The organism is Streptomyces sp. NPDC048521, from assembly GCF_043199855.1.
Lineage (GTDB): Bacteria > Actinomycetota > Actinomycetes > Streptomycetales > Streptomycetaceae > Streptomyces.
The window spans coordinates 511,637-528,187 of sequence record NZ_JBICWR010000001.1 but is presented as its reverse complement, the minus strand read 5'-3'; the positions used below and the strand labels follow the sequence as shown (position 1 = coordinate 528,187).

Sequence of the window (16,551 nt, the reverse complement as noted above, 5' to 3'; positions counted from 1 at the left end):
GGCGCGCAAATTTCACGCAGATATATCCGGACTCCAGGCTTCCTTTACGGATCAAGTTCATGTTGACTCATAGTCAGTGCGGAAGCGGACTATGCCGCTGACACGCTCATGGCTGCTGCGGTGCGATCCGGATCAGCCAGCGATCCATGGGCAGGATGAGGTCAGCAGTCTCCAAAGGACGGCCGTCGTGATCCAATCGAGTGCGCATGATCCGAAATGCCAGAGCGTCCACCAGCAAGCCCAGGGCATGCGCATGCTCTTCAGTCAGCTCCACTGTGCCCACCTCCGCCGTGTACGACGCGTGAGGCCGGCGCTGGCCGCGCCACCACGACACAACCAGCATCGCCGAGCGGCCTCCCGGGTCGAGGCACTCCACAGTCTCGTGCCGCAGCATCACGCCCGGGTGGACCCCAAGGCGCTCCGCAAGCTCCGCTGTGGCGGGACGCGGACGGGTGTCGGTGGTCTCACTTGCGTGCGGCCACGGCGCATCCGGATCAGTGAGAGTGCGCATAGCAGGAGGATGCGCCACATACACTGCTTTACGCTCCTCCCCTTCGAGAACGCCGGTGCGGCGTAGCAAGACGTAGGCGAGGCGAACCGTTTGGGGGTGCACGCCGAGTTCGGCAGCTAGCTCGGTGCGCGAAGGCAGGGGCTCACCCGGCCGCCACATTCCGGCGGCGATGCGGCGGCGGATGTCAGCGGCGATCCGCCGGTAGCGGGCTTCCGGCACCCAGACCCCTAGTCGATCTTGGCGAGAGGTCTGACGCTACGGAGTGGCTTGTCAGCTGGATATATCCAGCGGCGAGCGAAGCCGGTGTCGACAACTGAAGAAAGGATTCGGCACCGCGGGATTCAGGTTCCCGCTGGCGCCGGAGGATCCGCCAGAGAAACCGCGTACCCCTCGGTTGCCGTCTAGGCGGATCGGAGTGGGTGTTCGGCAGCGTGCGCCGTGGACCCACTCAAGCGAGTGAACCCGTGACCGCCGCTCTGTGGTGCGGGGCATTCGTTGTTCACGGGCCGGACCCGGAGTCGATCCCAGCTACCCCCAAGGTGCGCAAGGCGATCCCGGGTCCGGTCCTTTCATTTACGCAGCCTGGACGGCGACTAGCTCAGTTCGTGTGGGAAATGGGAGACGAATGGGAGATGATCAACGCGCGAAGCCGCTAACTTTGGCGATGAACATCAAACTTCCGCTACGGCCATTTTGTGCTCTGCCAGGTAAACGCTGCTGGTCCGCAGGTAGAGAGCGCGGGGGCTCACATCGTCAGCAGCATCGCCACCATTGCGATCCCCATCGACAGCCGGCAGGCCCGCGCCAGTTCCGGGCGGTCGCCCCAGCGGGCGGTCGCCACGCCGGTGCCGGCGGCGGGTACGAGCCGGGCGCCCGAGAGCAGCACGTAGCCCGTGAAGTACACGAGGAGCGCCCCGGTCAGCAGCGGCACCCCGGAGCCGCCGTGGGCATGGTGCGCGGCGGGCGGGGACGCGGCCATCGAGGCCGCCATGTAGACCATGGCCGCCGTGCCCACCAGGTGGTGCAGATGGTGCGGGCTGCTGCGCGCGGCCCACAGGGTGCGCAGCGCCGCCGCGCCGAACACGGCCGCGTACACCGGCCACGCCCACCCCGGCGGTGTGAACACCGCCGCCGGTACGGCCATCACGGCCATTCCGAAGCCCATCAGCGCCTCGCCGCCCGCTGCCCGGCGCTGCTCCTCGACGCCGCTGCGCATGCGCAGCAGGCAGTAGGCCCCGGTCGCCACGCACAGGGCGACCAGCAGCCAGGCTGCCGACACCGGTCCGTGCATGCGCACCTCCCCGCTCGACGGTCGGTCGAGGGTGCGATGCCCAGAACACGCGGAGCGCACGCGAGCGCAAGGGTGTACACGGGGAGCACTGGGCGGAGCACGCACGGTGAGGGTGCTGGCTCGGCCATATCGTTTACGGGTGAAACACATGCTAAATTTGATGGTATGAGCAGCGCGACCCCCCACCGTCTTCCCCTCGCCGGAGTGCTCCGCCTGGGGCGGCCCTCCGACATCTGGTTCAAGCCCGCGCTGAGCGTGGTCGCCTCGGTCGCCCCGCCGAACCTGACCCTGCTGGCGCTCGGCCGCCTCGACCTCGCCATGTACACGATGGCTGGATCGCTGTGCGCCCTCTACGGCCACAACCGGCCCTACGCCGCCCGCGCCCGGACCCTGGCCTGGGTGGTGCTCGGCATGGTCGGCGGCCTGGCCCTGTCCCTGCTCGCGGCATCGCTCACCTCCGACGCCGTCGTCCTCGTCACGGTCGGCGCGCTCATGGCGGCCGCCCAGAAGACCCTGTGCGACGCCACCCGCGTCGGACCGCCCGGCAACGTGGTCCTGACCTTCATCAGCTCGGCCTCGCTCTTCGCCCCGCAGACCCCCGGCCAGGTGCCCGGACACGTCGGGCTGGCCCTGGCGGCCGGCGCCTGGGCCTGGCTGGTCGGCATGGCACCCGGACTGCTCCGCCCGCACGGCCCCGAGCGCCGCGCCACCGCGACCGCCCTGAACACCGCCGCCGCGTACGCAAGCACCCGCGGCACCGCCCACGGCCACGCCCGGGCTCGCGCCGCGAGCGCCGCCGCCATCCACGCCGCCTGGCAGTCGCTGCTCGCCGCCGGCGCCCGCCCCGACCGCACCCGGCGCGCCCTCGAACAGCTCCTCGTCCGCGCCGAGGTCGCCCTCGCCGCTCCCGCCGACGCCGACCCCGCACGGCTGCGCGCCTGGGCCCGCGAGCTGCGCGGCACCGGCCGGATCCCGCGCGTCGAGTCCCCCCGCGAGTCCGCCGACGAACTCCTCGGCGTGGACGCCGAACGCGCCCAGCCGCGCCGGCCGCTGCGGCACCGCCTCGCCCCCTTCGCGCCGCTCGCCGCACGCACCGCGATCGGCTGCGCGCTGGCCGGCTACGCCTCCCTCGCGCTCGGGGTCGGCCGCCCCTACTGGGCGCTGGTCACCGCGGCCTCCCTCTACCAGGCCAACGTCACCCTCACCTGGAGCCGGGGCGTCCAGCGCGTCGTCGGCAACCTCGTCGGGGTCCTCGCCTTCGCCGCACTCGCCCCGCTCGCCCACCTGCACCCGGCCGCCCTGGTCCTGTGCTGCCTCGCCCTCAACTTCGGCGCCGAGGCACTGATCGGCCGCAACTACTGGCTCGGCAGCGTCTGTGTCACCCCGATGGCCCTGCTCATCACCGAGTTCGCCCGCACCCAGGACCCGGGACAGCTGATGACCGAGCGCGTCGCGGACACCCTGGTCGGCGCGCTGGCCGGCTTCGTCGCGGCCGTCGCCGTCACCAACCGCCGCGCGGGCGACCGCCTGGGACAGGCACTCACCGCCGCGGAACGCGCCCGCGAGAACGCCGCCCGCCTGCTCGCCGAGCCGCACCCCGCGCCGCGCGCCCTGGAGTCCGCCCGCCGCGCCCTCGCCGCCGCCCTGGTCGACCTGCGCGCCACGGCAGACGCCGCCTCCGGCGAGTGGTGGCAGCGCGCCCTGCCCGAGGAGCGGGTCGTGTTCACCGAGCAGTCCGGGCACCGTACGCTCGCCGCGACGGTACGACGGCAGGGCCTCGTGCCGCAGGACCACGACCCCGGCAGGACGACGGAGGACATACGGCCATGACGGCGACGAACGGCGAACCGGCACCGGGGAGCGACGCGCCCGGTACGGGACCGGAGCACGAGGTCGCGGCCGGCGTACGACCGCCGCACGCGCCTCCCGCGGCCGGCGCCGCACAGAGCGACACGGTCGCCGCCGTCGTCCGGCAGTGGCGGGCCGTGCACCCGCAGCTGGACACCGGGCCCATGGAGGTGATCGGCCGGATCAACCGTTGCGCCGCCCTCCTCCAGCAGGCCGAGGACGCGCCGCTGCGCCGGGCCGGCCTCAGCCGCTCCGAGTTCGACCTGCTCGGCGCGCTGCGCCGCACCGGCCACGAGCTGACCCCGGGCGAGCTGGCCCGGGAGACCTTCTCCTCCGGGGCCGCCGTCACCAAGCGGGTCAAGCAGCTGACCGAACGCGGGCTGATCGAGCGGCGTGGTGACACCCGCGACCGCCGCGTGGCCCATCTCCGCCTCACCGACGCCGGCCGCGACCTGGTCGACGGCATCCTTCCCGAGCAACTCGCCTACGAGACCGCCGTACTGTCCGTACTGGCCCCCGAGGGGCAGGGCGAACTCGCCGCCCTGCTGTCCGAGTTGCTGAGCCGCCTGGAGGGCCGGATGGGCGCACTGCGCGCCTAGGGCCCGTCTGAGGACGCCGTACGGCGCTGCGCGGAGCGGCGGTCGTCGATGTCCTGCCGACGGTCGCCGTAGACGTCGCGGGTGACGGGCGGTTCCCGCAGGAAGGCGTGCGGTGGGCCCAGCGGCTCCGCGCTCACCTCGTCCAGTCGTGCCACCGCGTCCGCGTCCAGCCGTACGCCGGTGCTCGCGGCCGCCGGCTGCTCCGGCCTGGTCGCCGAGACGATGCGGACGACGCTCGGGGGTCGGCCCCAGCAGGGTGCAGCGCAGCCGTGAACCCCGCGAAGCACGTCCAACCCCGAACAGGCAGCGCTCGACGCCAGGCTTGGGCGCGCTCCCGGGCAGCCGGTCGGCAGAGGCCTCAGCCCTCGTCGCCCGCCCGGTGCACTCCGAACGCAGCGCCCTGCGGATCCCGCAGCACCGCGATGCGAGGGCCGTCCGGCACCGACACGGGAGCCACGACCACGGCACCGCCCGCCCGCGCCGCCACCTCGGCCGTCGCGTCCACGTCGTCCACCGCGAAGTACGGCAGCCAGTGCGGTGGCACCTCCGGCGGGAACCGGTCGCCCATGTCGGCCATGCCGCCGAAGTCCTCCCCGTCGACGCCCCACTGCGTGTACCACCGCGCGGCGTTGACGCTCCAGCCGAACACCGAGGTGTAGAAGGCCAGGGCCCGGTCGGTGTCCCGGGTCGCCAGCTCGACCCAGCCCAGCGTGCCGGGCGCGTTGAACAGCCCGGCGCCCGGGAAGGACCGCGCCTGCCACAGCTGGAACACCGCCCCCGTGGGATCGACGGCCACCGCGAACCGGCCCGCGTCGAAGACGTCCATCGGCCCGAGGATCACCGCCCCGCCGGCCTCCGCCACACGCCGTGCCGCCGCGTCCGCCTCGGCCACCGCGAAGGAGACGTTCCACGCTACCGGCTGGGACTCCTGGTACAGCGGGCTGAGCGCGGCCACCGCGGCGTCCCCCAGGTGCGCCACCGTGTACCCGCCCGCCTCCTGCCGCGGGTCGGTCTCCGGCCGCCACCCGAACAACTCGGTGTAGAACCGCTTGGCCCCCTCCAGGTCGCCGGTCCCCAGCTCGGTCCAGCAGGGACCGCCGGTCACCGGCTTGTCGAACTTCATGGCGGTTTCCTTCCGGCCGGGGCGGTCCGCCGCGGAGAACCGGAGCGGCCTGCCGTGTGGAAAGCGGCCTTCTCCCGCGCGGGAGAGCCCCTGTCCGCACGCTAGCCTCCGCTCCCGGGCCCGGCCATCCGAAACCCTCCGGCCCACCCGCCCGGGACCGGCGTACCCGCGCCGCCGTACCGCATAGCACGGCGTTCCCTCCCGGCCCGGCACCGGCCAGCCCGGCCCGGCACCGCCCGGCACAGTTCGGCCCGCCCGGCGTCGGCCAGCCCGGCCCGCACACCACCGGTCGGCGGCCCCAGCCCCCCGGTCGGCGACCCTAGAGCCCCGGCCGGTAACGCAACGGATGGTCCGGCGGGACCTCCACCAGGGCGATGCGGGTGCCGTCCGGGTCGGTGATCCACATCTCGACCAGGCCCCACGGCTCCTTCACCGGCGGCCGGACGATCTCGACGCCCTTGGCCCGCAGCTCCTCGTGCGCGGCCGTCACGTCCTCGACCTGCATCCAGAGGGCGACGGCGGGCGAGGGCGGGGTCTCGGACCGCCCGGACACCTCCAGGAATCCGCCGCCGAGGAAGTAGACCGTCCCGCGCTCGGGGCCCGTACCGAACTCGCGGTAGACGGCGAGTCCCAGATGCTCGCCGTAGAAGAGGCGGGAACGTTCGGGGTCGGTGGGCCGCAGAAGTGTCCGGCCGCTGAGTACGTGCACCATGCGTGCGGAGCCTAGTGGCAGCATTACGCTCATCCCTGGCTCAGCCACGCCCGAGATCGGAGACCGCCCCATGCACACCGCCACCGGACTCACCTTCCGTGACGCCACCGACGCCGACGTCGACGCGCTCGTCGCGCTGGTCGAGTCGGCGTACCGCGGGGACGCCAGCCGGGCCGGGTGGACCACCGAGGCGGACATCCTGGAGGGTCAGCGGACCGACCCCGAGGGCGTCCTGGAGGTGATCAAGTCGCCCGACAGCCGGCTGCTGACCGTCGAGCAGGGCGGCCGGATCGTCGCCTGCTGCCAGCTCGAACACCGCGGCGACCACGCCTACTTCGGCATGTTCGCGGTCAGCCCCACCCTGCAGGGCGCGGGCCTCGGCAAGACCGTCATGGCGGAGGCCGAACGCCAGGCCCGCGAGACCTGGGGCGTCACCGAGATGCACATGACGGTGATCTCCGTGCGCGACGACCTGATCGCCTGGTACGAGCGCCGCGGCTACCGCCGTACGGGAACGATGTCCCCCTTCCCGTACGGCGATGAGCGCTTCGGCGTTCCACAGCGCGACGACCTGCAGTTCGAGCTGCTGGTCAAGTCGCTGGTGTGACGCTCACCCCGGGGACCGGGCGCCGGGTCACGCGGTGAAGCGGCCCGTGCGCTTGATCTCCGGATAGTCGGTCGTCGCGCCGTCCAGCTCCAGCGCCCGGACCAGCCGCAGATGGTCCTGCGTGTTGACCACCCAGCCGATGATCCGCAGCCCGGACGCCCGCGCGCGCTCGACGATCTCGAGGGTGATCCGGCGGATGTCGAGGCAGACGGTCGCGGCGCCCACGGCGACGGCCCGGTCCACGACGTCGGTGCCGTAGCGGCTCGCGACCAGTGCGGTACGCACGCCCGGCACCAGCCGGGCGATCTCGGCGACCGCCTCGTCGTGGAAGGAGGACACCTCCACGCGCCCGACCAGGTCCCGCCGGTGCATGACGTCGGCCAGCGCCCGGGCCGCCGCGACGTCCTTGATCTCGGCCTGCACCGGCGTGCTCACCGCGTCCAGCACCTCCTCGAACACCGGCACGCGCTCCCCGCGGCCGGCGTCCAGGGCGCGCAGTTCCGCCAGGGTCTTCTCGGCGATCGGCCCGGAGCCGTCGGTCGTCCGGTCCACCTCCGCGTCGTGCATGACGACCAGGGCGCCGTCCTTGCTCAGATGCAGATCCAGTTCGATCAGGTCGAGGCCGGCGTGCTGCGCGGCGACGAAGGAACGAAGGGTGTTCTCGGGCTCGACACCCATGACCCCGCGGTGACCGATGGTAAGGAAGTTCAAGGTTCGACTCGCTTCCGTCGACGGCGGCTCGGCACGCGCGGGACGGGCGGACGCCGTCGTCCGCGCGGGCAGAGTCGCAGCCTAATGGCCTGGACCCGCGATGAACCCGCATGTGCGCGGGTGATCGGGGCGCGTGGCGGGCGCGGTCTGGCCGGTATCCGCTCCCGAGGTCACCCTGGCGTGGGCGATTCCCGCAGCCCTTGACTGTCCGGTTCGACCCGGTCGCGACCACTCCGTTCCCTCCTAGGTGCGGTGGAAGTGAGCGTCGTCACGGTTTACGGCAGGAAAAACATCGGTGACCAAGGGGTTGGGCAGAATAATTTCCAGGGTTGCCTCTTGCTGGCTGAAACCGGGTATGCATACGGTGTCCATACGCGAGGTTCTCCCGTGGAGGATGGGACATGACGGAAATTCTTGTGCAGGCCGGTGCGGAGGAGCAGGTTTCTTCGCTGAACAGGGTGGTTGAGCACCCGGCTTGGCCCGTGCTCAAGGATGCCGTGGAGCGGATCCGGCCGTGGCAGTCGAAGGATGGATCGATCGACTTCGACGCCGAGGATGCCCCGCAGCGGGCCGACGCCGTGGCGGCCGTCGAGCGTGTCGCCGACGCGGTCGAGCGGCTCTCCCCGCTCGTCCCCCACGATGCCGCCTACCACCAGGCCCTCGTGAAGGACCTGCGCCGCTGGGCCGAGGGCGGCTTCGAGGTCCCGGACTTCCTGGACTCCCTGCTGGCCTTCCAGCCCGCCGCGAACCGCAGGGACGGCCTGCAGCATCTGGTCGTCTTCCCGATGTACACGCAGAACGGCAACCTGGACCGCAACCTCGAGGCGGTCGTGCTGCGCATGGTCTGGCCCGACTGGCTGGCCGAGCTGGAGCGCACGCGTTACGACAACCCGCTCTTCTGCGGCATCACGTTCGAGGACTTCACCTCGGGCTACGACACCAACTCCGCCGTGCTCTTCCCGGAGACCATCGCCGTTCGCGAGGCGCCGGAACGTTTCTCCTGGGGTGGCATCTTCTGCGACCGCGAGGCCGCCCGGTTCCGTCGGGTCACCGAGGCCGCCGTGGACATCCTGGGCCTGGAGCTGCCCGAGGACATCGCCGCGATGGTCCACGACCAGAAGCGCTGCGAGGAGGCCTTCGTGCTGTGGGACATGGTCCACGACCGCACCCACAGCCACGGCGACCTGCCGTTCGACCCGTTCATGATCAAGCAGCGCCAGCCCTTCTGGATGTACGGCCTGGAGGAGCTGCGCTGCGACCTCACCGCCTTCAAGGAGGCCGTGAAGCTCCAGGCGGACGGCGTCCCGCAGGCCCGTGACGTGCAGTACGCGGTGCTCTTCGACCGCATGTTCCGCTTCCCGGTCACCGGCGACCGCGTGCGCAACTACGACGGCCTCGGCGGCCAGCTGCTCTTCGCCTACCTGCACAAGCACGACGTCGTCCGCTGGACCGACAACAAGCTCTCCATCGACTGGGAGCGCGCCCCGCAGGTCACCAACCAGCTGTGCGCCGAGATCGAGAAGCTCTACAAGGACGGCATCGACCGCCCGAAGCTCGTGCACTGGTTCGCCGGCTACGAGCTGGTCGCCACCTACCTCGCCCCGCACCCCGGCTCGAAGTGGGCCAAGGGTCCGGACGCCCTGGACCTGACCCAGCCGCCGCGCAAGCTCGTGGACGACGTGCTTCCGGATGAGTTTCCGCTCAGCATGTTCTATGAGGCCCTGTCCAAGAAGCTGAAGAATGTGATCGCCTCGACCAAGGGCATCACGGCGGACAGCGCCGAGCGGATCGCCGCGTGAGCGACCGCCTCCGGAACACTGCGCAAAAGGGGAAGAACATGGTGGGGAACGGGTCTCTCAGTGGTGCGGTGATCGCGGTGGCCGGCGCGGGCGGGCCCGCCGGGCACGCGGCGCTGGTCCGGCTCGCCGAGGCGGGCGCGGTGGTCGTCGGTGCCGACAACAACCCCGAGCGCCTGGCCGAGGCCGTGGACGCGGCCCGCTACGCCCGCGGCGGCGCCACGGTCACCGGTGAGACGGTCGACCTGCTCGACCTGCGGTCCACTCAGGACTGGGCCGCGCGCATCGAGAAGGACTTCGGCCGCATCGACGGCGTGGTCCACCTCGTCGGCGGCTGGCGCGGCAGCGCCACCTTCGCGGAGACGGACCTGGCCGACTGGGACCTGCTGGAGAAGCTGCTGATCCGCACGGTCCAGCACACCTCCCTGGCCTTCTACGACGGGCTGCAGCGCAGCGACCGCGGCCGGTACGTGCTGATCAGCGCGGCCGGCGCGTCGAAGCCGACGGCGGGCAACGCCGCGTACTCCGCGGCCAAGGCTGCCGCCGAGGCCTGGACGCTCGCCATGGCCGACGGCTTCCGCAAGGCGGGGGTCGCCGAGGGCGGTGAGGGGCCGCGCTCGGCTGCTGCCATCCTGGTGGTGAAGGCGCTGGTGCACGACGCGATGCGCGCCGAACGCCCCAACGCGAAGTTCGCGGGCTTCACGGACGTCAAGGACCTGGCCGAGGCCATCGAGGGCGTCTGGAGCAAGCCCCCCGCCGAAGTGAACGGAACCCGCCTGTGGCTGACCGAGAAGCCGTGAACCCTCCCAAGACCGACGCGCGTCGCCACCACGACCCGCAGGTCCGCGGTTTCGCAAGTGACAACTACGCCGGAGCCCACCCCGAGGTGCTGGCCGCCCTGGCCCTGGCCAACGGCGGCCATCAGGTGGCCTACGGCGAGGACGACTACACCGACAACCTCCAGCGGATCATCCGCAGCCACTTCGGGTCCACCGCCGAGGCCTTCCCGGTCTTCAACGGCACGGGCGCGAACGTGGTCGCGCTCCAGGCGGTCACCGACCGCTGGGGCGCGGTGATCTGTGCCGAGAGCGCCCACATCAACGTCGACGAGGGCGGCGCCCCCGAGCGCATGGCCGGCCTGAAGCTGCTGACGGTGCCCACGCCCGACGGCAAGCTCACGCCCGAGCTGATCGACCGGCAGGCCTGGGGCTGGGAGGACGAGCACCGTGCGATGCCGCAGGTCGTCTCGATCACCCAGAGCACCGAGCTGGGCACGCTGTACACGCCCGACGAGATCCGCGCGATCTGCGAGCACGCCCATGCCCGCGGCATGAAGGTGCACCTGGACGGTTCCCGGATAGCCAATGCGGCGGCCTCCCTGAACGTGCCGATGCGCACGTTCACCAACGCGGTCGGCGTCGACATCCTCTCGCTCGGCGGGACGAAGAACGGCGCGGTGTTCGGCGAGGCGGTCGTGGTCATCAACCAGGACGCCGTCCGCCACATGAAGCACATCCGCAAGATGAGCATGCAACTCGCCTCCAAGATGCGCTTCGTGTCGGTCCAGCTGGAGGCGCTGCTCGCCAAGGACCTGTGGCTGCGCAACGCCCGGCACGCCAACGAGATGGCGCAGCGGCTGGCCGAGGGCGTCCGCGCGGTGTACGGCGTGGAGGTCCTCTACCCCGTGCAGGCCAACGGCGTCTTCGCCAAGCTCCCGCACGACGTGAGCGAGCGGTTGCAGAAGCGGTTCCGGTTCTACTTCTGGGACGAGGGCGCCGGGGTGGTGCGCTGGATGTGCTCCTACGACACCACGGAGGAGGACGTCGACACCTTCGTGGCGGCGCTCAAGGAGGAGATGGCGCGCTAACCCGCGTATGCATAGGTATGCGGTCGCCTGAAAAGTCATTGACGTTCGGGTGATCGCATTCCTATGCTCTGCGGCCATGGAGCTGATCCAGAACACCGCCGATCTCTCCGCCTACCTGGCGGCAGATGACGTCATCGACCATCACCATCCCGTGGTCCGGGAGGCAGCCGCCCGGCTGGCCGAGGGCGCGGCCGACTCGTATGACTATGCGCGCGCCGCCTTCGAATTCGTTCGGGACGCCATCCCGCACTCCCAGGACTCCGGTGACCTCCGCGTCACCTGGCGCGCCTCCGACGTGCTGACCCTGCGCACCGGCATCTGCTACGCCAAGTCCCACGCCCTGGCCGCTCTGCTGCGGGCCGAGGACATCCCGACCGCCCTCTGCTACCAGCGCCTCGGTGACGACGAGGGCGGTCACGCGGTGCACGGGCTGGTCGCCGTCCGCTTCCACGGTGCCTGGCACCGCCAGGACCCCCGCGGCAACAAGCCGGGCGTGGACGCGCAGTTCTCCCTCCACGGCGAGCGGCTGGCCTGGATCCCCGACCCTGCCTCCGATGAGCTGGACCATCCCGTCCTGTATGCCGAACCGCACCCGGTCGTCCTGGACGTCCTGAAGGCGGCCCCGGACCGGCCGTACCTCTGGAAGACGCTCCCCGACACACTCTGAGTCGAGGGGGATGACCTTCACGCGCTCGAGGCGTACTCCGATCCCGGCGACGTGGTGTGGCGCGACGACGCCCGCGTGACCTGCCGCCGCTGGAACGGCGCCAGCCGAGGTGCAGACCGCGGGGCGCCGCACCTGCCGAGCCGCTCGAGAAGTTCGGTCCCTGCGCACGGGGCGAGGTGCCTGCCCGGTCATGGTCTGGGCCCCGCCCGACCGGCGGCCCGTCGCACTCGCTAGTCTCCCGCCCATGAGTGACGGGGGAGCGGCGGAGAACGAGGACGGCGCAGCCGATACGACCGCCGCGCCGGGTGGGACCAGCGGTCCGGCGTCCGTCGCCCCGGAAGGCGCCGCCGGATCCGCGGGCGGCGGGGGCACACCTGCCGCGTCCGTGGGCCGGGAAGGTGCCGCGGGTTCGGCCGGGGGCGTGGAGCCCGGTGAGCGCGCCGGTCGGCCGGCATGGCTGCGCAAGCACCGGCTGCCCGCCCTCGCCGTGGCGGCGGCCCTGGTCGCGGGTGCCGTCGCCGTGCCGCTCACGCTCGCCGGTGGCGCCCCCTCCTGCGCGGAACTCCCCGCCTCCCCACGGAGGTTGGCCGAGAACCCCGCGGCGGCGACCCGGGCCCTCGACCCCCAGGACGACATGTCCCGCTTCGACGCGGTGCGCGCACTCCTGTCGACCCGCGCCCTGTGCGGCGACGGCGGCCAGTCACTCGGCCGAGTGGTGGACGCCGCGACCCGGGCCCCGGCTCCCGACAGGGCGCACACTCCGGCCCAGGCCCGTGTCGTCTACGCGGTCGCCGCGGTGTACCACCGGGCCGACGTGCCACCCGGCGCGGCACCGGGCCTGGCCCGCATGCTCGCCGGATACGTCGTCGACACCACTGCCTTCGACGCCGACGAGCCCGACGCGAACACCCCGGCGGTTCCCGGCTCGTCGGCCACCCCCGACGCGTCCGGCTGGACCCGCTACGGCCGTTTCCCTCGCTCCCGGGGAGGCCCACCCGGACTTCGGCTTCGACTACTCCGGCACGGTGACCACCGACCAGCGGCCGCTCTTCGCCGACTGGCCGAGGACCCGCAGGCGTTCGCGATCCTCTACGACGCCGAGCGCGCCTACCTCGCGCACTACCTGGAGCGCCTCACCCGCCAGGGCGGAGACCCGGACTTCCACCCCGGCAAGGACCGGGGGGAGCTGACCTCCAGGACCACCACCTGGCCCGACAACGACCTCGAGGACATCGCCGGCCGCATCGGCACCCTGCTGGGCGCCAGGGCGAGCGGCGCCCGCGACGGCGGCATCGCCGACCTGGCCTCCTTCGACGCGGCGGTACGCCGGTACACCCGGGGCGCCTACCGGGCGGCCGGCCGGCAGCTGACCAGCCGGCCGCCGATGAGCGGCATCGCCGCCAGGCCGGTGAGCGGGCCGGTGCGCGGTGACCTCATGGACGGGCGCGACCAGATGTTCCGCACGCTGGACGCCTGGGCCGAGGCCCGGCAGGTCCCGGACGAGCGGGCGAACGCCATGCGGCAACTCCTCGACGACGCCTACCTGAAGGCACTCCGGTACGGGCCGCTGTGACGCCGGGAAGGGGCCGGACCCCTTGGGCGCCGGTCAGCCGGTCAAGCGCAGCCCGAAGCAGCCGCGCCGCTCGACCTGGTCCCGCGCGAACGCCCGCAGCAGCCCGCGCTGCTCCTCCCGGCCGACGCCGGGAATGTCCTTCGGCGCGCTGACCGCGAAGTTGGCGGCCTCCCCGGCGCAACGGGCGGTCGCCATCAGGGGCCGGCGTACGCCGTCGTAGGAGACCACGCGGTTGCTCCAGTCGCCGTACCAGGCGGCGAAGTCCAGGTTCTTCCCGGACTCGGAGGTCTCGCCGCCCCTGATCAGATCGCAGCGCCCGGCGGGTGCGGCGTCGTTCATCAGGATCCGCACCTGCCACCGGGCGGCCTGGGGCAGCCGGGCGCCGGCCACCCAGCCGCAGGCGGTGCCTGCCGCCTCGCGGACCGGGAGGGGCTTCGGCTCCTTCTCCCGGTCCGGTGGTGCCACATCACCCTTCGGCACCTTCAGCGGCTCCGCGCCGCAACCCAGACGCGTGGAAGCGGAATTGACGAGGGGGATCACCGTCTCGTACACGGCGTGGCTGGTCCGGGCGGTGGCGTCACCGACGACGGCGCTCACCAGCAGCCTGCGGGGCCGGCCCTCGGCGTCCTTGCCCAGGTCCGGGCAGTGCAGCAGGAACTGGAAGTCGCCGAACGAGTCGACGAACCCGGGCAGATGCCGCGGCAGCGGGTGCAGGGCGGCGAACGCCTCCTGCGGAAAGGCGGCCAGGAACGCGCTGTCCTGGTCGTCGCGCCGGACGTAGGCCGCCATCCGCACGACCAGCGTGTGCTCCCCCCGGCCCTCGAAGTGCAGGCTGCAGCCGTAGTCGCCCAGCCGCGGGTGCGACGTCGTGTCGGCCTCGGTGAAGTGGCCGCCGCCGACGGCCAGTTGCCGTACCGCACCGGCGGGCAGTGCCCCGTCGCAGGCGGTGCGCACCAGCCACCGGTCCTTGACGTACGGCGCGGCGATCCAGCCGCCGAGTCCCAGGACGGCCACCGCCGCCACCGCCGCCTTCATCCAGCGCCGCATCGACACGCCCCCGTAGCGCAGCCGTTCCACGAGAGCCGCGGGCTCTCCCGTTACGACCGCGAACCCTATCGGCCGCCGAACGGCGCCCCGTGCGCGGGTGTCAGAGCGCCTCGGCCGCGCGCAACTGCTCCGCCGTCGGCGCCGAACCGCCGAGGTGCGAGGGCAGCCACCAGGTGTCCTCCGCCCCCTTGGGGCGGCCCGGGTAGGCGCGCTGCGCGGCCTCCAGCAGCTCCTGGACGCGCTCGCGCAGCCGGCGGGTGATGGCACCGGCGTACTGGTCGCGGGGTGCCTCGACCGCCTCCCCGACGCGGATCGTGACGGGCAGGTGGTTGCGCTTGAAGTTGCGGGGCTGGCCCTTCGTCCACAGCCGCTGCGTGCCCCACACCGCCATCGGGACCAGCGGGACGCCCGCCTCCTGGGCCAGCCTGGCCGCCCCGGACTTGAAGCTCTTCAGCGTGAAGGACTGCGAGATCGTGGCCTCCGGGAACACCCCGATGATCTCACCGGAACGCAGCGAGTCCAGCGCGTGGGCGTAGGCCGTCTCGCCCTGCTTGCGGTCCACCGGGATGTGCTTCATACCGCGCATCAGCGGGCCGGAGATCTTGTGCCGGAAGACGGCCTCCTTGGCCATGAAGCGCACGAGGCGCTTCTGCGGCAGGGCTGCCAGGCCGTTGAAGATGAAGTCCAGATAGCTGATGTGATTGCTCACCAGCACGGCGCCGCCCGAGCGCGGGATGTTCTCCGACCCCTGGCAGTCGATCTTCAGGTCCCAGACCTTGAACATCGTCTTGGCGAATCCGATGACGGGACGGTAGACCAGCTCTGCCATGGGCGGGGCGGACCCTTTCTGCTCTGCTCGGGAAAGGGGATCCCGGCGGTCAAGTTACGCAGCCGTAGGTTTACGGCGTCTCGCAGATCGTGCCCGAAGAACGGACGGGTAGCCAGTCCTGGTGCCCCGCGGCGGCGAGATCCTCGTCACGTCGGCCTACATCCCGCCTCGAAACCCGGGAATCTTCGCAGTCTCCCGAATGCTTGTGCAGATGATGACCGGACCGGTGGTGCGCGTCGCGGTGTTCGTCGCGGCGAGCGCTCGAGGGAGTGCCGCACAAGCGGCGGAGCGGGAGGACGTGGGTGCGCGGGCGGGACGACGGTAAGCGGCTCGGGGCGGCCGAGCTGGGCGGCGAACTCGGCGAACGGGCCACCCTCGTGCAGTTCTCCAGCGCATTCTGCGCCCCCTGCCGGGCCACCCGGCGCGTCCTCGGCGAAGTCGCCGGCATGGTCCCCGGCGTGACCCACGTTGAGATCGACGCCGAGGCCCACCTGGACCTCGTACGCGACCTGCGGATCCAGAAGACGCCCACCGTGCTGGTGCTCGACGCCGACGGCCGGGTGGTGCGACGGGCCACCGGACAGCCCCGCAAGGCCGACGTCATCGCGGCACTGGGGGAGGTTGTATGAGGGGGCCTCAGGAGGCGGTGCGGGGGTTCCCGGATCCCCGACCGTACTTGACTGTGCGCACCACCTATCGTCAGCCTGACCGTATGCCGACCGACATCCTTCTCCACGAGCGGGTCCATGTGGACCTCGTGCGCACCGCGAGCGCCACCTGTCCGGGCCGTTGAGCACCGACGGCCCAGCACGTGACCTCCAGCAGAAGGACAACTCCATGACGGCCACCCCCGGCCTCCGCACCTGCCAGATCGCCTCCCCCGACCTGCTGCGGTCCACCTTCCGCCGGCATGCCGCCGGTGTGGCGGTGATCACCGCGCGCGGTGACTCCGGCCCGGTCGGTTTCACCGCAACCTCCCTCACCTCCGTCTCCGCGGACCCGCCGCTGGTCTCCTTCGGCATCGGCACCGGCGCCTCCAGCTGGCCCGCGATGGCCGAGGCCGACCATGTCGGCGTGCACGTCCTCGGCGAGCACCAGAGGGAGCTGGCCGCCACCTTCGCCCGCAGCGGCGCCGACCGCTTCGGCGCGCCGACCGCCTGGCGCGAGGGCCCGGAAGGCGTACCGGTGCTCGACGGCGTGCTCGCCTGGCTGGTCTGCCGGATCGTCGGGCGCGTCCCGGCCGGTGATCACCGGATCGTGCTCGCCGAGGTCGTCCTCGGTGATCCCTCGGGGTCCGGCCGCCCCCTCCTCTACCACCAGGGCCGCTTCAACGGCCTGCGGGATTGATCACGCCACCCTCTCCTGCGAAG

18 protein-coding genes and 1 pseudogene are annotated in these 16,551 nt (G+C 72.0%); 11 read left to right on the top strand and 8 right to left on the bottom strand.

Annotated features, from left to right (window positions below):
* Positions 1 to 106: 106 nt before the first annotated feature.
* Positions 107 to 730: a GntR family transcriptional regulator gene (locus tag ACGFRF_RS02490; protein WP_393736392.1), complete on the bottom strand. Its 624-nt coding sequence runs from the start codon at positions 728 to 730 to the stop codon at positions 107 to 109.
* 526 nt (positions 731 to 1,256) lie between these two features.
* Positions 1,257 to 1,802: a DUF5134 domain-containing protein gene (locus ACGFRF_RS02485; RefSeq protein WP_393736390.1), complete on the bottom strand. Its 546-nt coding sequence runs from the start codon at positions 1,800 to 1,802 to the stop codon at positions 1,257 to 1,259.
* Between the two features lie 165 nt (positions 1,803 to 1,967).
* Here ACGFRF_RS02485 and ACGFRF_RS02480 point away from each other — a divergent pair, with 165 nt between their 5' ends.
* Both ACGFRF_RS02480 and ACGFRF_RS02475 read left to right on the top strand, forming a co-directional pair.
* Positions 1,968 to 3,632, top strand: coding sequence for an FUSC family protein (locus tag ACGFRF_RS02480; protein ID WP_393736389.1), 1,665 nt, complete (start codon positions 1,968 to 1,970; stop codon positions 3,630 to 3,632).
* A complete protein-coding gene (locus ACGFRF_RS02475; protein ID WP_393736387.1) occupies positions 3,629 to 4,249 on the top strand; it encodes a MarR family winged helix-turn-helix transcriptional regulator in 621 nt (206 codons plus the stop codon). Before ACGFRF_RS02480 ends, ACGFRF_RS02475 begins: the two co-directional genes overlap by 4 nt.
* Here ACGFRF_RS02475 and ACGFRF_RS02470 read toward each other — a convergent pair.
* The 3 genes from ACGFRF_RS02470 to ACGFRF_RS02460 all read right to left on the bottom strand — a co-directional run bounded on the left by ACGFRF_RS02470 (position 4,246) and on the right by ACGFRF_RS02460 (position 6,084).
* Entirely contained in the window at positions 4,246 to 4,536 is a 291-nt protein-coding gene (locus ACGFRF_RS02470; protein WP_393736385.1) for a hypothetical protein, read from the bottom strand. The two genes, ACGFRF_RS02475 and ACGFRF_RS02470, sit on opposite strands and share 4 nt — an antisense overlap.
* A 71-nt stretch (positions 4,537 to 4,607) precedes the next feature.
* A complete protein-coding gene (locus tag ACGFRF_RS02465) occupies positions 4,608 to 5,372 on the bottom strand; it encodes a VOC family protein (RefSeq protein ID WP_393736383.1) in 765 nt (254 codons plus the stop codon).
* Between the two features lie 319 nt (positions 5,373 to 5,691).
* Entirely contained in the window at positions 5,692 to 6,084 is a 393-nt protein-coding gene (locus tag ACGFRF_RS02460; protein ID WP_393736381.1) for a VOC family protein, read from the bottom strand.
* A 70-nt stretch (positions 6,085 to 6,154) separates the two neighbouring features.
* Here ACGFRF_RS02460 and ACGFRF_RS02455 point away from each other — a divergent pair, with 70 nt between their 5' ends.
* Positions 6,155 to 6,691, top strand: coding sequence for a GNAT family N-acetyltransferase (locus tag ACGFRF_RS02455; RefSeq protein ID WP_393736379.1), 537 nt, complete (start codon positions 6,155 to 6,157; stop codon positions 6,689 to 6,691).
* Between the two features lie 27 nt (positions 6,692 to 6,718).
* Here ACGFRF_RS02455 and ACGFRF_RS02450 read toward each other — a convergent pair whose 3' ends face one another.
* The gene (locus ACGFRF_RS02450) at positions 6,719 to 7,402 is read right to left on the bottom strand and encodes a glycerophosphodiester phosphodiesterase (protein ID WP_393736377.1); all 684 of its coding nucleotides are present in this window, start codon (positions 7,400 to 7,402) and stop codon (positions 6,719 to 6,721) included.
* A gap of 401 nt (positions 7,403 to 7,803) precedes the next feature.
* Between ACGFRF_RS02450 and ACGFRF_RS02445 the strand changes: the two genes are divergently transcribed.
* The 5 genes from ACGFRF_RS02445 (at position 7,804) to ACGFRF_RS02425 (ending at position 13,305) form a co-directional block, all read left to right on the top strand.
* Positions 7,804 to 9,201 carry a DUF6421 family protein gene (locus ACGFRF_RS02445; RefSeq protein ID WP_393736375.1) on the top strand — a complete coding sequence of 466 codons (1,398 nt, stop codon included), beginning with the start codon at positions 7,804 to 7,806 and terminating at the stop codon, positions 9,199 to 9,201.
* Positions 9,202 to 9,239: 38 nt separating this feature from the next.
* The gene (locus tag ACGFRF_RS02440) at positions 9,240 to 9,998 is read left to right on the top strand and encodes an SDR family NAD(P)-dependent oxidoreductase (RefSeq protein ID WP_393736373.1); all 759 of its coding nucleotides are present in this window, start codon (positions 9,240 to 9,242) and stop codon (positions 9,996 to 9,998) included.
* Positions 9,995 to 11,065, top strand: a complete 1,071-nt coding sequence (locus ACGFRF_RS02435) for a threonine aldolase family protein (protein ID WP_393736371.1) — start codon at positions 9,995 to 9,997, stop codon at positions 11,063 to 11,065. Before ACGFRF_RS02440 ends, ACGFRF_RS02435 begins: the two co-directional genes overlap by 4 nt.
* Positions 11,066 to 11,141: 76 nt before the next feature.
* Positions 11,142 to 11,732, top strand: a complete 591-nt coding sequence (locus ACGFRF_RS02430; protein WP_393736369.1) for a transglutaminase family protein — start codon at positions 11,142 to 11,144, stop codon at positions 11,730 to 11,732.
* A 244-nt stretch (positions 11,733 to 11,976) separates the two neighbouring features.
* Complete coding sequence (locus tag ACGFRF_RS02425; RefSeq protein WP_393736367.1) at positions 11,977 to 13,305, top strand: hypothetical protein; 1,329 nt, start codon at positions 11,977 to 11,979, stop codon at positions 13,303 to 13,305.
* 33 nt (positions 13,306 to 13,338) lie between these two features.
* Here ACGFRF_RS02425 and ACGFRF_RS02420 read toward each other — a convergent pair whose 3' ends face one another.
* Positions 13,339 to 14,382: a hypothetical protein gene (locus ACGFRF_RS02420; protein WP_393736365.1), complete on the bottom strand. Its 1,044-nt coding sequence runs from the start codon at positions 14,380 to 14,382 to the stop codon at positions 13,339 to 13,341.
* 70 nt (positions 14,383 to 14,452) lie between these two features.
* The gene (locus ACGFRF_RS02415; protein WP_393736363.1) at positions 14,453 to 15,181 is read right to left on the bottom strand and encodes a lysophospholipid acyltransferase family protein; all 729 of its coding nucleotides are present in this window, start codon (positions 15,179 to 15,181) and stop codon (positions 14,453 to 14,455) included.
* Between the two features lie 214 nt (positions 15,182 to 15,395).
* Between ACGFRF_RS02415 and ACGFRF_RS02410 the strand changes: the two are divergent.
* From ACGFRF_RS02410 to ACGFRF_RS02400, 3 genes and pseudogenes are all read left to right on the top strand, one after another.
* A pseudogene (locus tag ACGFRF_RS02410) lies at positions 15,396 to 15,810 on the top strand (TlpA family protein disulfide reductase).
* Positions 15,807 to 15,974, top strand: coding sequence for a putative leader peptide (locus tag ACGFRF_RS02405; protein ID WP_393736361.1), 168 nt, complete (start codon positions 15,807 to 15,809; stop codon positions 15,972 to 15,974). Before ACGFRF_RS02410 ends, ACGFRF_RS02405 begins: the two are co-directional and overlap by 4 nt.
* A gap of 44 nt (positions 15,975 to 16,018) precedes the next feature.
* Complete coding sequence (locus tag ACGFRF_RS02400; protein ID WP_393736360.1) at positions 16,019 to 16,528, top strand: flavin reductase family protein; 510 nt, start codon at positions 16,019 to 16,021, stop codon at positions 16,526 to 16,528.
* The last annotated feature ends 23 nt before the right edge of the window (positions 16,529 to 16,551 follow it).

Bases quoted from the DNA above. Each gene is read 5' to 3' on its own strand.
- ACGFRF_RS02485 (WP_393736390.1), bottom strand. From the start codon at position 1,802: ATGCACGGACCGGTGTCGGCAGCCTGGCTGCTGGTCGCCCTGTGCGTG.
- ACGFRF_RS02480 (WP_393736389.1), top strand. From the start codon at position 1,968: ATGAGCAGCGCGACCCCCCACCGTCTTCCCCTCGCCGGAGTGCTCCGC.
- ACGFRF_RS02475 (WP_393736387.1), top strand. From the start codon at position 3,629: ATGACGGCGACGAACGGCGAACCGGCACCGGGGAGCGACGCGCCCGGT.
- ACGFRF_RS02465 (WP_393736383.1), bottom strand. From the start codon at position 5,372: ATGAAGTTCGACAAGCCGGTGACCGGCGGTCCCTGCTGGACCGAGCTG.
- ACGFRF_RS02460 (WP_393736381.1), bottom strand. From the start codon at position 6,084: ATGGTGCACGTACTCAGCGGCCGGACACTTCTGCGGCCCACCGACCCC.
- ACGFRF_RS02455 (WP_393736379.1), top strand. From the start codon at position 6,155: ATGCACACCGCCACCGGACTCACCTTCCGTGACGCCACCGACGCCGAC.
- ACGFRF_RS02445 (WP_393736375.1), top strand. From the start codon at position 7,804: ATGACGGAAATTCTTGTGCAGGCCGGTGCGGAGGAGCAGGTTTCTTCG.
- ACGFRF_RS02440 (WP_393736373.1), top strand. From the start codon at position 9,240: ATGGTGGGGAACGGGTCTCTCAGTGGTGCGGTGATCGCGGTGGCCGGC.
- ACGFRF_RS02430 (WP_393736369.1), top strand. From the start codon at position 11,142: ATGGAGCTGATCCAGAACACCGCCGATCTCTCCGCCTACCTGGCGGCA.
- ACGFRF_RS02425 (WP_393736367.1), top strand. From the start codon at position 11,977: ATGAGTGACGGGGGAGCGGCGGAGAACGAGGACGGCGCAGCCGATACG.
- ACGFRF_RS02415 (WP_393736363.1), bottom strand. From the start codon at position 15,181: ATGGCAGAGCTGGTCTACCGTCCCGTCATCGGATTCGCCAAGACGATG.
- ACGFRF_RS02405 (WP_393736361.1), top strand. From the start codon at position 15,807: ATGAGGGGGCCTCAGGAGGCGGTGCGGGGGTTCCCGGATCCCCGACCG.
- ACGFRF_RS02400 (WP_393736360.1), top strand. From the start codon at position 16,019: ATGACGGCCACCCCCGGCCTCCGCACCTGCCAGATCGCCTCCCCCGAC.